The 14,418-nt window shown below is 67.8% G+C and carries 14 protein-coding genes and 1 pseudogene; 10 read left to right on the top strand and 5 right to left on the bottom strand.

Annotated elements, in window-relative coordinates; genetic code table 11:
- The first annotated feature begins 20 nt into the window (after positions 1 to 20).
- From WA965_RS06465 to WA965_RS06455, 3 genes are read left to right on the top strand one after another with little or no spacing between them, the layout of a single operon-like run.
- A complete protein-coding gene (locus WA965_RS06465; RefSeq protein ID WP_526301151.1) occupies positions 21 to 761 on the top strand; it encodes an HAD-IIA family hydrolase in 741 nt (246 codons plus the stop codon).
- 22 nt (positions 762 to 783) lie between these two features.
- On the top strand, positions 784 to 1,998 hold the full coding sequence (locus WA965_RS06460) for a CoA transferase (RefSeq protein ID WP_526301141.1): 1,215 nt from the start codon (positions 784 to 786) through the stop codon (positions 1,996 to 1,998).
- A complete protein-coding gene (locus WA965_RS06455; RefSeq protein WP_526301139.1) occupies positions 1,995 to 2,813 on the top strand; it encodes an acyl-CoA thioesterase in 819 nt (272 codons plus the stop codon). Before WA965_RS06460 ends, WA965_RS06455 begins: the two co-directional genes overlap by 4 nt.
- Here the strand turns inward: WA965_RS06455 and WA965_RS06450 are convergent.
- The 4 genes from WA965_RS06450 to WA965_RS06435 all read right to left on the bottom strand — a co-directional run bounded on the left by WA965_RS06450 (position 2,773) and on the right by WA965_RS06435 (position 7,369).
- Positions 2,773 to 5,271, bottom strand: a complete 2,499-nt coding sequence (locus WA965_RS06450) for a non-ribosomal peptide synthetase (RefSeq protein ID WP_526301137.1) — start codon at positions 5,269 to 5,271, stop codon at positions 2,773 to 2,775. The two genes, WA965_RS06455 and WA965_RS06450, sit on opposite strands and share 41 nt — an antisense overlap.
- 131 nt (positions 5,272 to 5,402) lie before the next feature.
- Complete coding sequence (locus tag WA965_RS06445) at positions 5,403 to 6,227, bottom strand: DUF1206 domain-containing protein (RefSeq protein WP_526301135.1); 825 nt, start codon at positions 6,225 to 6,227, stop codon at positions 5,403 to 5,405.
- Between the two features lie 74 nt (positions 6,228 to 6,301).
- On the bottom strand, positions 6,302 to 6,955 hold the full coding sequence (locus tag WA965_RS06440) for a hypothetical protein (protein WP_526301133.1): 654 nt from the start codon (positions 6,953 to 6,955) through the stop codon (positions 6,302 to 6,304).
- A 36-nt stretch (positions 6,956 to 6,991) separates the two neighbouring features.
- On the bottom strand, positions 6,992 to 7,369 hold the full coding sequence (locus tag WA965_RS06435) for a DUF202 domain-containing protein (RefSeq protein WP_526301131.1): 378 nt from the start codon (positions 7,367 to 7,369) through the stop codon (positions 6,992 to 6,994).
- A 152-nt stretch (positions 7,370 to 7,521) separates the two neighbouring features.
- Here WA965_RS06435 and WA965_RS06430 point away from each other — a divergent pair, with 152 nt between their 5' ends.
- From WA965_RS06430 to WA965_RS06400, 7 genes are all read left to right on the top strand, one after another.
- Positions 7,522 to 7,893: a YraN family protein gene (locus WA965_RS06430; RefSeq protein ID WP_526301129.1), complete on the top strand. Its 372-nt coding sequence runs from the start codon at positions 7,522 to 7,524 to the stop codon at positions 7,891 to 7,893.
- Positions 7,893 to 9,401, top strand: a complete 1,509-nt coding sequence (locus tag WA965_RS06425; RefSeq protein ID WP_526301127.1) for a YifB family Mg chelatase-like AAA ATPase — start codon at positions 7,893 to 7,895, stop codon at positions 9,399 to 9,401. Before WA965_RS06430 ends, WA965_RS06425 begins: the two co-directional genes overlap by 1 nt.
- Complete coding sequence (dprA, locus tag WA965_RS06420) at positions 9,401 to 10,525, top strand: DNA-processing protein DprA (protein WP_526301125.1); 1,125 nt, start codon at positions 9,401 to 9,403, stop codon at positions 10,523 to 10,525. Before WA965_RS06425 ends, dprA begins: the two co-directional genes overlap by 1 nt.
- A 181-nt stretch (positions 10,526 to 10,706) precedes the next feature.
- Entirely contained in the window at positions 10,707 to 10,946 is a 240-nt protein-coding gene (locus tag WA965_RS06415) for a hypothetical protein (protein ID WP_526301123.1), read from the top strand.
- 240 nt (positions 10,947 to 11,186) lie between these two features.
- The gene (locus WA965_RS06410) at positions 11,187 to 12,020 is read left to right on the top strand and encodes a siderophore-interacting protein (protein WP_526301121.1); all 834 of its coding nucleotides are present in this window, start codon (positions 11,187 to 11,189) and stop codon (positions 12,018 to 12,020) included.
- A 36-nt stretch (positions 12,021 to 12,056) separates the two neighbouring features.
- On the top strand, positions 12,057 to 13,217 hold the full coding sequence (locus WA965_RS06405) for a lactate 2-monooxygenase (RefSeq protein WP_526301119.1): 1,161 nt from the start codon (positions 12,057 to 12,059) through the stop codon (positions 13,215 to 13,217).
- 32 nt (positions 13,218 to 13,249) lie between these two features.
- Positions 13,250 to 14,152 carry a tyrosine recombinase XerC gene (locus tag WA965_RS06400; protein WP_526447247.1) on the top strand — a complete coding sequence of 301 codons (903 nt, stop codon included), beginning with the start codon at positions 13,250 to 13,252 and terminating at the stop codon, positions 14,150 to 14,152.
- Positions 14,153 to 14,231: 79 nt separating this feature from the next.
- On the opposite strand, the pseudogene WA965_RS06395 reads toward WA965_RS06400, so the two are convergent.
- A pseudogene (locus tag WA965_RS06395) lies at positions 14,232 to 14,418 on the bottom strand (M23 family peptidase); the annotation flags it as partial.

Genomic DNA, 14,418 nt, shown 5'->3' with positions numbered 1-14,418 from the left:
CGCAGTCCTGGCTCACCGACATGGACGGTGTGCTCGTCCGCGAGGAACACGCGCTCCCCGGCGCCGCGGAGTTCCTGCAGCGGTTGACCGACCTCGAGCGCCCTTTTCTGGTGCTCACCAACAACTCGATCTTCACCCCCCGAGACCTGGCGGCCCGGCTCGTCCGTGCCGGGCTGGTCGTTCCGGAAGCGTCGATCTGGACCTCTGCCCTCGCGACGGCGACGTTTCTCTCCGACCAACTGCCCGGCGGATCGGCCTACGTCATCGGCGAGGCCGGTCTGACCACGGCGCTGCACGAGGTCGGCTACACGCTCACCGACGTCGCACCGGACTTCGTGGTGCTCGGCGAAACCCGCACCTACTCCTTCGAGGCGATCACCAAAGCGATCCGTCTGATTCTCGGTGGCGCGCGGTTCATCGCGACGAACCCCGACGTCACCGGCCCGTCCGCCGAAGGCCCGCTGCCGGCCACGGGTTCGGTGGCGGCGATGATCACCAAGGCCACCGGCCGCGACCCGTACTTCGTCGGTAAACCGAACCCGATGATGTTCCGCAGCGCGATGAACCGCATCGAGGCGCATTCGGAGAGCACCGTGATGGTCGGGGACCGGATGGACACCGACATCGTCGCCGGCATCGAAGCGGGTCTGGAAACCATCCTCGTGCTGACCGGGTCCACCAACCTCGACGAGGTCGAGAAGTACCCGTTCCGTCCCAGTCGGGTTCTGCAGTCCATCAACGACGCCATCGAGTTGATCTGAGCGCTCTTGATAGCTTGACCCGATGACCGCTACGCCCGACCCGTCCCGCCCGCTTGCCGGGGTACGGATCGTCGAGATCTCCAGTTTCGTTGCGGTGCCCCTCGCCGGGATGACATTGACACAACTCGGCGCCGAGGTGATTCGGGTGGATCCGATCGGCGGCGCGGCCGACTATCGCCGCTGGCCGCTCACCGACGACGGCGACAGCATCTACTGGGCAGGTCTGAACAAGGGAAAGCGATCGCTGGCAGTCGACATGCGCTCCGCCGAGGGCCAGGAGCTCGTCACGCGACTCATCGGTGAGTGCGGCGTGTTCATCACCAATGTTGCTGGCCGGCAATGGCATTCCTACGAGGCGTTGAGCGCGGCGCGGCCGGATCTGATTCACGTCGAGGTGTCGGGACGCGCCGACGGTGGCACCGGCGTCGACTACACCGTCAACGCCGCCATCGGTTTCCCGCTGGTCACCGGCCCCGTCGGGGCCACGGAACCGGTCAATCACGTGCTGCCCGCGTGGGATGTCAGCTGCGGCCTCTACGCCGCACTGTCGGTGGTCACCGCGCTGCGTCACCGCGATGCGACCGGTCGCGGCCAGCGGATCAGCATCCCGCTGGAGAACGTGGCATTGGCGACGGCAGGCAATCTCAGCCTGTTCACCGAGGCGATGGTCAACGGAACCTCGCGCGAACGCATCGGCAACGCCGTCTACGGCACCTACGGACAGAACTTCACCAGTGCCGACGGTGTCGGATTCATGGTCGTCGCGCTGACCGGCCGGCACTTCCGGGATCTCGCCGAACTGACCGGAACCGCCGAAGCCGTTGCCGCGCTGGCCGAATCGCTGAACGCGGACTTCTCCGACGAGGGGGAGCGCTATCAGCACCGCGACGCGCTGAACAAGTTGTTCGCGCAGTGGTTCACCGCTCATACGGGTGCGCAGATCGCCGACGGACTCTCGGCGACCTCGGTGTTGTGGGAGCGCTACCGCACGTTCGCCGAGACCGCCGCCGACGAACGGGTCACGGCCAACCCGATGTTCAGCCGGCTCGATCAGCCCCGGGTGGGGCGCCACCTCGCGCCCGGTCTGCCGGTGTCGATCGACGGCACCTACCCGCCCGCCACGCCCGCGCCAGGGCTCGGTGACGACACCGAGGCGGTGCTGGCCGAATGGCTTGCGCTGGACGCCGGGCACATCGACGAACTCATCCAGTCGGGCACCGTGGGCGTCGCACGATGAGCGCCCTGCTCGACCTGCTCGACGTCACCGGTGATGCGGACGGGTGGCGCGGCCGGGCAAGCGGACCCGAGGGCAAGCGCGCCTACGGGGGCCAACTGGTCGCACAGAGCCTGGCCGCGGCCGCGCGCACGGTGGAAGCCGCGAAGGCGCCGACGAACATGCATCTGCAGTTCCTGCGTGGCGGCGATGCGGGTGCGGACATCGACTACCGGGTGGAGCGGGTGTTCGACGGTCGCACGGCGGCATCACGTCGGGTGGCCGCGCTGCAGGGTGATCGCTTGCTGACCACGGCCACAATTTCTTTCGCGGCACCGCTACCCGGACCAGAGCACGGGCGTCGGGCGGAGATGCCGGAGGATCCGGACTCGCTCGAGCGCACCGGGCCGGCCGGCCCGGCACCGTCGATGCCTCTCGACGAGCTCGACATCAGGGTCGTCGACGATACCGCCGGTGGTGAGTTCGTCCGCAGACTGTGGTGGCGGGTCCTGGCGGAACTACCCGACGATCCGTTGGTGCACACGTTGATCGCGGCGTACGTGACCGATGTGTATCTGATCGACCCGGCGTTGCAGGTGCACGGCCACTCGATGCGGTCACGAACCCACCGCAGCGGCACCACGGATTCGTCGGTGTGGTTCCACGGCGCGATCCGCGCGGATCAGTGGAATCTGCTGGAGTGCCGGTCACCTGCGGCGGCACGGGGGCGCGGGGTGGTCACCGCGAGCCTGGTCCGCAGCGACGGCGTCATCGCCGCCACCCTGGTCCAGGAGGGACTCATCGCAGAGCGGGAGCCCGTACCGAATCCGGCGCACTGAGCCTGCGGTCGCGAAGCTGCCTGCGCAGCAACGTCACCGCTGCGGTCAGTGCCACGCCCACGGCGATGGCGGCGACAACGCCCACGACACGATGGCTGCCGAACAGCGGATACACCTGGTAGTGCGTGAGATAGGTGTACAGCGAGGCTTCGGCGACGACACCGGCGACAACCGCGACTGCGGCCGGACACCGCAGTGACGGCAACCAGATCAGCAGGGCGAACCCGGCGAGCACCAGCGTCTCGCGCAGGGTGCTGCCGAAGTAGCCGTACAGTCCGACGACCAGCACGGCGGACACCAGCGCCCGCTGCTGGACCGTCGTCGCCTTCGCCGCCGCCCATCCCGCCGCGAAGAACCAGAACGTCAGCACCGTGAACCAGGCGTCGTCTCCCAGGTTCAACCCCAGCACGTCGAACCGCAACGCGAGACCTAACAGCAAGAACACGATCGCGACCGTGAACGAGTTCCGCCGCTCGAGGCGGTCGAGAGCGGGCAGCCAGAACAGGATCGCGAGGGCGACGAGGATCCACACCAGCACCTCGACGAACCACAGCCTTCCCGCGGTCATGCTGTCGTGAGGACCGAGGAACTTGTTGGCCAACAACAGATTTGTCAGGTGATAGTCATCGGTGAGGACAAGGGCGATCGCTATCCACAACACCGACGGAACCGCGATCCAGGCGATGGTGGTGCGTAGGTGACGGATCCGGTCGGACCGGGGAAGCGGGGTCAAGCAGAATCGGCCGAAGTTGTATCCGGCGATGCCCAGCAGGACGTGGGCACCGGCCCACAGTTCGAACGCCTCGGCGTGCGAACCCACGATGAGGATGATCGCGGCCGCACGCAGGGCGACGCTGGTTTCCAGCGTGCGTCCCCATGACTGCCACCATTTGGGTTTCGGGTCGGGCAGCGCCTCGAGCGTGCGCAGCGACAGTCGTGGCCACTGGGTCGGTAGTTGGCCGAGCGCACGTTCGAGCCTCACCGACATCGTCACGTAGGACAGCGAATTTCCACCGAGGTCGACGAAGCTGGCCTCCGGATCGATTGCAGCCGGGTCGAGGTGGAGCACCTCGGCGAACAGTTCCCGTAGGTCTGTGTGCTGCGGGGTGGCGGCGCGGACCTCGGTTGCCAGGACCCGGGCGGCGGGGTAGTCCGGTTTTCCCGACGGCAGGATGGGTAGCTCGGGAACGCAGACGGCGGCCACCGCACTTGCGGGAATGCCGGCGATCTCGCCTGTGCGGCGTTGCATCTCGCGGTGCTGGTGGTCACCCGCGGCGACCACCACGAGGCGGTCGCCGCTGTCAGTGCACAACGCCGGGACGCCGCTGTCCCGAAGTGTGGTCTCGACCTGTTGCAGATCGATGCGCAGTCCGTACATCTTCACGAATCGGCTTCTGCGGCCGACGACTTCATACAGCCCGTTGCCGTCGCGGCGAGCGATGTCGCCGGTGCGCAGCGCATCAACGGTCGCACCGAGGGAAAGATCGGGTGGTCCGTCCGCGTAGCCCATCATGACGTTGGCGCCGCGGTACACGAGCTCACCGGTGCCGGGCTCGGGCCAGCCGTCGACAGGTTCGATGGAGAACTCTCCGCCGGGTATCGGTCGACCGATGGCGGCGGCGTGGCTGTGGGCGAGATCTGGTGGCAGGTAAGCCATCCGGGCGGTCGCCTCGGTGGCGCCGTACATCACGAAGAGCTGCCAGCCCTGCGTGTCGGCCAGTGCGGCGAACGTCCGGACCCGTTCGGCGGGCATCCGACCGCCGGCCTGCGTCAGGTACCGCAGGTGGGGAAGCTCCATCGACGCGAAGCCGACCCTCTCGAGCTGTTCGAAGGTGTACGGCACGCCGGCGAAACTCGTACCGCGGTGACGGCGGAACAGATCCCAGAACTGCGCGTCGGATACCGAGTGCTCGGTCAGGATCAGCGCGGCCCCGACGAGCAGGTGGCTGTTGATCACCGACAGGCCGTAGCAGTAGGACATCGGCAATGTGGTTGCCGCTCGGTCGGTCGCGCGAATCCCCAGATATTCGGCGATGGCCGCGGCATTGGAGATCAGGTTGGTCCGCGAGAGCCTGACCAGTTTCGGCGAACCGGTGCTGCCGGAGGTGGACATCAGCAGTGCGAGGTCGTCGTGCAGCAGATGCCCGCGGCCGGGGCGGACGTGCATGCCGGTGGCGTCGACCACGACGTCGGGGTGGTAGGTGGCGGTGATCGCGCCGTGGTCGCGGCCGGCGGGTACCGGGAGCAGAACGTGGTGACCGGCGAGCGCGCCCAGATACCAGATCAGCGTGTCGACGGTGTTGCTGGTCTCCAGCAGAACCAGGCGACGCCGGTCGCCGAGGTCGCGGGCGCCGGCGTCGACGCGGTCGGCGAGTTCGGTGTAGCTGAGTCGGCGCGACCCGGTCAGGATCGCGACGTTGTCGCCGTGACGGCGCAGATGGTCGACCAGGGAGGTCATCGACGATCCTGTGGCATCCGCATCGGGCCTGGCCGCATCCAGGCAATCCTTTCCGCGACAGGCGCCGGGCACCTGAGCTGAGGCTTACCGAAGTGAGGATACCGTTAGCTCAGTTGCCGTCCCAATGGCCATCACATGCGGCCGTAGCGGCTCCTGACGAAGCTGTAGGCACCGAAGGCGGCGATTCCCAGCCCCGCGGCGATCAGCAGGAACTTCCCGAACGGCGCCTGGCCCAGCGTCTTGATCGCGGCGTCGAGCCCACTTGCCTTCGCCGGATCGGCCTGCAGTGTTGCCATGATGACGAGCAGCCCGGCACCGGCGAGGACGAGGCCCTTGGCGGCGTAGCCGGCGACTCCGGTCGCGACGATGGCGGTGCCACCAGAGACCCGGAGGTCGTCGAGGAACTTCTGGGACACCCCTTTGTATACGTGGTAGCCGCCGACTGCGATGACGCCGAGGCCCACCGCGATCAGTACGACTTTGCCCCATCCGGACTGCATCAGCTGGGCGGACATGCCGGAGTTCTGCTGGCCGCTCGACTGCCCACTGCCCATGGCGAACCGCGCCGCGGACAGGGCGATCGCGAAGTTCGCGATCGCCAGGCCGACCGACTTCGCGCGTTTCCAGGCGGGGTTGTCGCCCTTGCCTCCGGAGCCTTCGCCGGGTTTCGCCCCGATGACTGCTTCGGCGATGCGCCACAACCCCAGCGCTACCAGGCCTGCCGCGGCCGCCCACAGCACGATCTTCCCGCCGGTCTGGCTGCCCAAGGTGGCCAGCGCGCCGGACTGGTCGGCGTTTCCGCCCGCCCCGGTGAACGCCAATTGAAGGATGATGTAGCCGATCAGCAGATGCAGCACGCCACTGGCGGCGAAACCCGCCCTCGCGGTGTACTCGAACGCATCGCTGTCGGCGGCCCGGTCGGCGATGCCTTGGGCGGACTTGGAACTGGTGGCCATGGTGCCTCCTGGTCGGGGGATTCGGCCGAATACCCCCTTTTTGACGCCGACGAAACACCCGGTGGCCGCGGTGGTCACCGTTCGGTCGGCCGGCCCTTCGTGAGGATGAACACGCTGATGCCGCACACCCACGCCGGAAACACCAGGGTGATCCACAGGCTGCGACTGACCACCAGAAGCAGGATCAACGCCAGTAGGTACGTGAGTCCGGCCAGCCATCGTGGCATCAGCCTGGTGCGGATCCAGATGGTGGCCAGCGAGATCATGAACACGCCGGCAAAGCGCACCCCCCAGACGTTGCTGATCTGGAGCATCAGCGACCGAGCGAAGTAGACGACTCCGTTCGAGGCGATCGCCGGGGTCTCGGCGACGATCAGGATCGCTCCGGCGATCGCCATCGAGACGGCGACCATGGCCAGGAACAGCAGTCCGCTGCCCAGGAAGACGGACCCGAAGAACCGGTCCTCGAGGTCGCCGAGTTGGTCCCGCACGACCCCGATGAACCACAGGAACGCGATCCCGGCGAGCGGAGCCAGCACCAATGCGATCCCTATTCTGGTTTCGCCTCGGGTCACCCAGGAGATCTGGGCGAACGGATCATCGGGAATCGCGCTGCGCAGCAGCACAAGGCTGGCGGCGAACAACGCGGCGAACAGGATGCCGGCGACCCCCGCGGCACGCGGTGTCGTCAGGGTCTGGAACCTCTGGGTGCGATGTGGGTCGTTCATGCGCGGCTTTCGTCGGGAGTTTCTGCGGGAGTGCTGTTACAGCCGCAGGGTCACCCCGAGCAGCGCGATGACCCCGAGGGCGGAGACCAGTGCGGCGACGATGGAGGCAATCGAGTAGCGCATCGGGCCGAAATCCGATCGCAGCGCCGTCAGCTCCTGGCGGTGCTGGACCCAGCCCAGTATCAATGCGGTCAGACCGACGAGAATCATTGCGACACCGAAGACTTGAGGGCTCACGTACGGGTCGCGGAGCCGTTCGCTCTCCGACAGGTACCGGAAGATCTGGTAGATGGTGAAGCCGAAGGCGATCAAGGCGGTGCTGGTGCGGGTCCACGCCATCAACGTTCGCTCCAGCGCCAGCCGATTGCGTTCGGCGGCCAGTCGGGTGTTCGCGTCCAGGGCACGGTCCGGCATCGCCACCTCCCGGTCACTGATCGACGGAATCCGCAGGAGACTGAGGCTACTACCCGAAGCGCGAATCGCCGGGGCTGTGGACGAATTCGCGATTGGGGACAGCTGACGGTTGGCGGCGCGCTGCTGTCACCGGCGTGCTGCAGCGTGAAGGCATGACAAGAACAGAGAGCCGCGCCGAAATCGGGGCGATGGGCGAGCAGCTTGCCGTCGACTATCTGGAACGGCTCGGGCTGCGGGTGCTCGCGCGCAACTGGCGGTGTCGCTATGGCGAGTTGGATGTCATCGCGGCCGACGACAACGCCCGGGCGGTGGTGTTCGTGGAAGTCAAGACGCGCACCGGGGACCAGTTCGGCGGCGTCGAGCAGGCGGTGACTCCGACCAAGGTGCGACGGTTGCGTCGGCTTGCCGGGCTGTGGCTGGCGCAGCAGCAGGGCAGTTGGGCGGCGGTGCGCATCGATGTCATCACCATCCGGATCGGCCGACGCCGCACCCCGGAGATCACCCACATCCAGGGGGTGGGGTGATGGCGCTGGGCAGGGCGTTGTCGGTGGCGGTGCGTGGTGTGGAAGGTGAGATCGTCGAGATCGAGGCTGACATCGCCGCGGGGCTACCGGGGATCTATCTGGTGGGACTGGCCGATGCGGCTCTGCGGGAGTCTCGTGACCGGGTGCGCGCGGCGTACTCCAACTGCGGGTTCACCTGGCCTATGACGCGGCTGACGCTGGCGTTGTCCCCGGCGACGCTACCGAAGATGGGCAGCGTGTATGACCTCGCGCTGGCAGCAGCGGTGTTGTCGGCAGAGGACAAGAAGTTCTGGCCGCGACTGGAGAAGACGGTGCTGCTCGGCGAACTCGCGCTCGACGGTCGGGTGCGGCCGGTCAAGGGTGTGCTGCCCGCGGTGCTCGCCGCACGCAACCAGGGACGGCCCGCCGTGGTGGTGCCCATCGAGAACCTGGCCGAGGCCAGCCTTGTCGACGGCATCGAGGTGTGGGGTATCCGCAGTCTGCGACAGTTGCGGGCCTGGTTGGCGGGCAAGGGTGATCTCGACGCTCGTGTCGAGAGCCCGCGGCACACGCCCGAGGCGGTGACGGATCTCAGCGATGTCGTCGGGCAGGGGCAGGCGCGCTACGCCGTCGAGGTCGCCGCGGCGGGCGCCCACAACCTCATGATGACCGGGCCACCCGGGGTGGGGAAAACGATGCTGGCGCAGCGGCTTCCGGGCCTCCTTCCCCCCTTGGCGCATACCGAGTCCCTGGAGGTCACGGCAATCCATTCGGTGGCGGGTCTGTTGACCGGCGACGCGCCCCTGATCACCCGACCGCCGTTCGTCGCACCGCACCACACCGCCAGCGTCGCAGCTCTCGTGGGTGGAGGTTCGGGGATGGCGCGCCCCGGTGCGGTGAGTCGTGCCCACCGGGGCGTGTTGTTCCTCGATGAGTTCGCCGAGATCAACAGCGGCGCACTCGAGGCGCTTCGCACTCCGCTGGAGGACGGCGAGATACGCCTTGCCCGCCGTGACGGTGTCACCTGCTATCCGTGCCGGATCCAGTTGGTGCTGGCTGCCAATCTGTGTCCGTGTGCGCCGCCTGATCCGCGTGACTGCATGTGCGGCGTGGCCGAGAAGAGGCGCTATCTGGGCAAGCTGTCGGGACCGCTGGCCGACCGGATCGACCTGCGCGTCGAGATGCACGCATCACGGGCGGGGACGTTCACTGAGGAGGAAGGAGAATCGACCTCCGTTGTTCGCGAACGGGTCTGGGCGGCACGGCACGCTGCTCAAGAGCGGTGGCGTGCCCACGGCTTCGCGACCAATGCCGAGGTCAGCGGTTCGCTGTTGCGTCGCAGATTCCGGCCCAGTGCGGAGGCGATGAAACCGCTCAGGATGGCGGTGGACCGCGGGGCGGTGAGCATCCGGGGCATGGACCGCGCCGTGCGGGTCGCGTGGACTCTCGCCGACCTCGCCGGACGCACCTCGCCCAACACCGAGGACGTGATGACGGCGATGAGCTTCCGACAGGTGGTGGGTCACTGATGGAGCAGAAGACACGTCGCGCGTGGGCGTACCTGTCGAGGGTTGCCGAACCGCCCAATGTGCTGCTCGCTGATCTGGTGGCTGCCGTCGGCGCTGTCGAAGCTGCCGAGCGGATCCGTCGTCGTGACGTCAAGGACCGGTTGAAGCGAGCCACCGAAGCTCGCTTCGAGATCGATTCCGCAGAGCAGGATCTCGCGATCCTGGAGCGGATGGGAGGGCGCCTGATCACCGCCGATGACGACGAGTGGCCGTACCTGCCGTTCAGGTCGTTCGACTGTGCCGATCGCACAAAGTTGCCGAATGCCTATGCGCCGTTGGTCCTCTGGGTGGTCGGCCCGTCGCGGATGAGTGACTTCACGCAGCGGGCCGCATCGATCGTCGGAACCCGGGCGGCGACGGCCTACGGTGAACACGTCGCGGCGGATCTGGCCGCCGGTCTGGCGGAGCGTGACGTGGCTGTGGTGTCCGGAGGCGCGTACGGGATCGACGGTGCGGCGCACCGCGCGGCGTTGGCCTCCGACGGCGAGACCGTCGCGGTTCTTGCCGCCGGGATCGACGTCCCCTATCCCGCGGGGCATTCGGCTCTGCTGCACAGGGTCAGCCGGCACGGTCTGATCGTCAGCGAGTATCCGCCCGGCATGCGGCCGACGCGTCGACAGTTCCTGACCCGCAACCGATTGGTCGCCGCGTTGAGCGGAGCCACGGTGGTCGTCGAGGCCGGAGTCCGAAGTGGCGCGCGCAATACGGCGGGGTGGGCCGAGGCGCTGGGACGTCCGGTGGGTGCTGTTCCCGGCCCCGTGACGTCCTCGTCGTCGGTGGGCTGCCACGAGTTGCTCGATCAGGAGGCGAAGGTCGTCACCAGGGCGGCCGACGTCGTCGAACTGGTCGGCCGGATGGGCGAGTTGGCGCCGGAGGCCGTTCGGCCGACCTCCGAGGTCGACGAGCTGAGCGACCTCGAGCTCACGGTGTACGAAGCACTGCCCGGGCGTGGAACACGCACCGTGAACGAGATCGCGGTGGTGGCGGGGCTGCCGGTCGCCGATGTGCTCGGCCCGCTGACCATGCTGGATGTCCGCGGCCTCGTGACGCAGACGGATGGCTGCTGGAAGCTGAGGAGACACTAGGACCCCCACCGCGTCTGCTGTGAAGAACTCAGCCGTCACGAGGTGACCCAGACCGCGGGCGAACCGAACAGTGGTCAATGTCACGGCGTTTCGTGACTACGCTCACGTCGCCGATCGCCCGATGGTCCCCAACCGCGTAGTTCTATGGATAGAGAAGGAACTACAGGTAAAGGGGCAACTGATGCAGACATCGCGATGGAACCAGGTGCGGGACTTCTTCACCGATGTCGCCGAGATCATGGCTGTTGCCCGAGCGCTTCAGGGTGGTTCGATCACCGCGAGCCAGGCCTCGGCGGCCATCAGCGGCACGCGCGGTCGCGGCAACGGCGGGTCGGACGTTCGCAACCACGTGGACGAACACAGCCGGGGTCCGCTGGACGGCGCGGTCGACGACCGCTCCCAGTTGGTTTCCCAGCCATAGTCCGGACCCACTGAGTTGGACTCCGCGCTCGATAAGTCTCCGTCGTTGTCCCACAAGTGAACTCAACACATCGCTGCACTCTGGGCTTCACCGCAGACGTCCCCGCGGCACTGGTGGCCGGATGTTCGTCCAGCCGCTCAGGTGGGGGCCGGCTTCAGAGGCCGTCCAACGCTAGCGCCCTGCGACGGCGACGGCGCTCGTATAGTCGAGGGGCAAGCTGAACAGCGGAGGTGGGTTGAGGTGGCAGGACGTCCCGTGCACACGTTCGAAGTGGTGCGCTCCGAGCAGTTGACCCGGCACATGGTCCGAGTCGTGCTCGGAGGCAGCGGTTTCGATACGTTCACCCCGAACGAGAGCACCGATGCGTACGTCAAGCTGGTCTTCGTCGACGACACCGTCGACGTCGGCACCCTCGAGCAACCGTTGACGCTGGACAGTTTCAAGTCACTCGACCACACCGTGCGCACCTACACCGTTCGTCACACCGACCCCGTGCGTCGTGAGATCACGATCGACTTTGTCGTCCACGGTGATCACGGCGTCGCGGGCCCGTGGGCAGCCTCTGCCGCGCCCGGGCAGCGTCTCTTCGTGATGGGACCCAACGGCGGCTATGCACCGGATCCGGCGGCCGACTGGCACCTGCTCGCCGGCGACGAAGCGGCGCTTCCCGCGATCAGCGCCGCGCTGGAAGCGTTGCCCGACAACGCGATCGGCAAGGTGTTCATCGAGGTGGCCGGTCCTGAAGACGAGATCGAGTTGACCGCACCGGCCGGCGTCGACGTCGCGTGGGTTTTTCGCGGAGGTCGCGCGGACCTGATCGGAGACGAGTACGCAGGCGACCATGCCCCGCTGATCACCGCGGTGAAGGAAGCCCTGTGGTTACCCGGGCAAGTCCAGGTGTTCATCCACGGTGAAGCCCAAGCCGTCATGCACAACCTGCGGCCCTACATCCGCAAGGAGCGCGGTGTGGATGCCAAGTGGGCCGGTTCGATCTCCGGATACTGGCGCCGCGGCCGCACCGAGGAGACGTTCCGGCAGTGGAAGCGCGAACTCGCCGAAGCCGAAGCGAAATAGCCGTGCCCACCGGGTCGCCGATGGCACCCTGGGGCCATGACCTTCGGTAACTACCAGCTCGAGATCTACCTGCAGGGCCTGTCCGGTGTGCTGCCATCGCTGCCCATGGACTACGCCGGTTGGGAGGCGAAGGCCGAAGTCGCCATGCCTTCGTCGATCTGGTCCTATGTGGCAGGCGGCGCCGGGGACGAGCAGACGCAGCGGGTCAATCGGACCGCCTTCGACCGCTGGGGCCTGATGCCGAGGATGCTGGTCGGCGCCACGGAGCGCGACCTCACCGTGGACCTGTTCGGCATGACGCTGCCGTCGCCGCTGTTCATGGCGCCGGTCGGGGTGATCGGCATCTGCGCGCAGACCGGTCATGGCGACCTGGCGGCCGCCCGCGCCGGCGCCCGCACCGGGGTTCCGATGGCCGTCTCCACACTGACCGAGGACCCACTCGAGGACGTCGCCGCCGAATTCGGTGACACCCCGGGCTTCTTCCAGCTCTACACGCCGACCGATCGTGATCTCGCGGCCAGCCTGGTCAGCCGCGCCGAGGCCGCCGGGTACAAGGCGATCATCGTCACCCTGGACACCTGGATCCCGGGGTGGAGGCCTCGTGACCTGGCGATGTCGAACTTCCCGCAGCTGCGAGGCCGCTGCCTGGCGAACTACACCAGCGACCCGGTCTTTCGCGCCTCGCTGGCCCAGCCGCCCGAGGAGAACATGCAGGCTGCGATCATGCAGTGGGTGCAGCTGTTCGGAAACCCCCTGACCTGGGATGACTTGGAGTGGCTGCGGTCGCTGACCGACCTGCCCCTGGTGCTCAAGGGCATCTGCCATCCCGACGATGTCCGTCGCGCCAAGGACGGCGGTGTCGACGGCATCTACTGCTCCACCCATGGCGGACGCCAGGCCAACGGCGGGCTGCCCGCGATCGATTGCCTGCCCGGCGTGGTCGAGGCCGCCGACGGGATGCCGGTGCTGTTCGACTCCGGTATCCGCAGCGGCGCCGACATCGTCAAGTCGCTGGCCCTGGGGGCGACGGCCGTCGGTGTCGGCAGGCCCTACACCTACGGGCTCGCCATCGGCGGCGAGGACGGCATCGTGCACGTGCTGCGGTCGCTGCTGGCCGAAACCGACCTCATCATGGCCGTCGACGGATATCCCACGCTGTCTGATCTCACTCCGGACACGCTGCGGCGCGTCACCTGAATCGGTGAATCGACCTCTGCCACCGTGGGGGAGTGGAGGCCGTCCTCGAGGAGTTCGACGAATACCTCGCGCTGCAGCGTGGCCGCTCGGAGCACACCCGACGTGCCTACCTCGGTGACCTTCGTTCGCTGTTCGGCTTCCTCGCGAACCGGGCCCCCGACGCAGGCCTGGGTGGCCTGACGCTGCCGCTGCTGCGTTCCTGGCTGGCTGCGCAGTCCGCTACCGGCGCCGCCCGCGCGACGCTGGCCCGGCGCACTTCGGCTGTGAAGACGTTCACCGCGTGGGCGGTGCGTCACGGACTGATGACCGAGGATCCCGCGACCCGCCTGCAGGTTCCCAAGGGGCGCCGGACGCTTCCGGCGGTGCTGCGTCAGGATCAGGCCATCGACGCGATGGACGCCGCGAAATCCGGTGCGCAGCAGAATGATCCGCTCGCGCTGCGGGACCGTCTCATCGTCGAGATGCTCTACGCGACGGGTATCCGCGTCAGCGAACTGTGCGGGCTGGACATCGACGACGTCGACAGCGCCCGCCGGGTGCTGCGGGTGCTGGGCAAGGGAAACAAGCAGCGCACCGTGCCCTACGGAGAGCCTGCGCAGATCGCTGTGACAGCATGGCTGGCCGACGGGCGGCCGGCGCTGGCCGGCAGTGGTTCAGGGGCTGCCCTGCTCCTCGGTGCCCGCGGCGGGCGGCTCGACCCGCGACAGGCACGCACCGTCGTGCACCAGACCATGGCCGCAGTCACGGGCGCACCCGACATCGGGCCGCACGGACTGCGCCACAGCGCCGCCACCCATCTTCTCGAGGGCGGGGCAGATCTGCGGGTGGTGCAGGAACTGCTGGGCCATTCGTCGCTGGCCACCACGCAGCTGTACACGCATGTGTCGGTGGCGCGACTGCGTGCCGTGCACGACCAGGCCCACCCCCGGGCGTGATTAACGCAGCCGAGATTGCGTTCCGCGCGGCCTGCACTCGCACTTTCGCGCATGGAATACCGTTTCGGCGGCGTCAGCGCACCGGCTTGAGCCGGATCGGCGTGCTCGCCAGCAAGCCCAGCGGATCGACGTAGTCGGCGCGCGCGGCCGCACCCCACATCGCCCCCCAGTGCAGGCAAGCCGAGGCCACACAACCGGGGTGGCCCGCCACCAGCTCGCCGATGACGCTGTGCGAGCTCACCGGCTGACCGCGTCCCACTGCGGGC

The sequence above is a fragment of the Mycobacterium sp. genome, from assembly GCF_049683935.1.
In the GTDB taxonomy this organism is placed as follows: Bacteria; Actinomycetota; Actinomycetes; order Mycobacteriales; family Mycobacteriaceae; genus Mycobacterium.
This window is presented reverse-complemented; position numbering and strand designations above follow the sequence as displayed.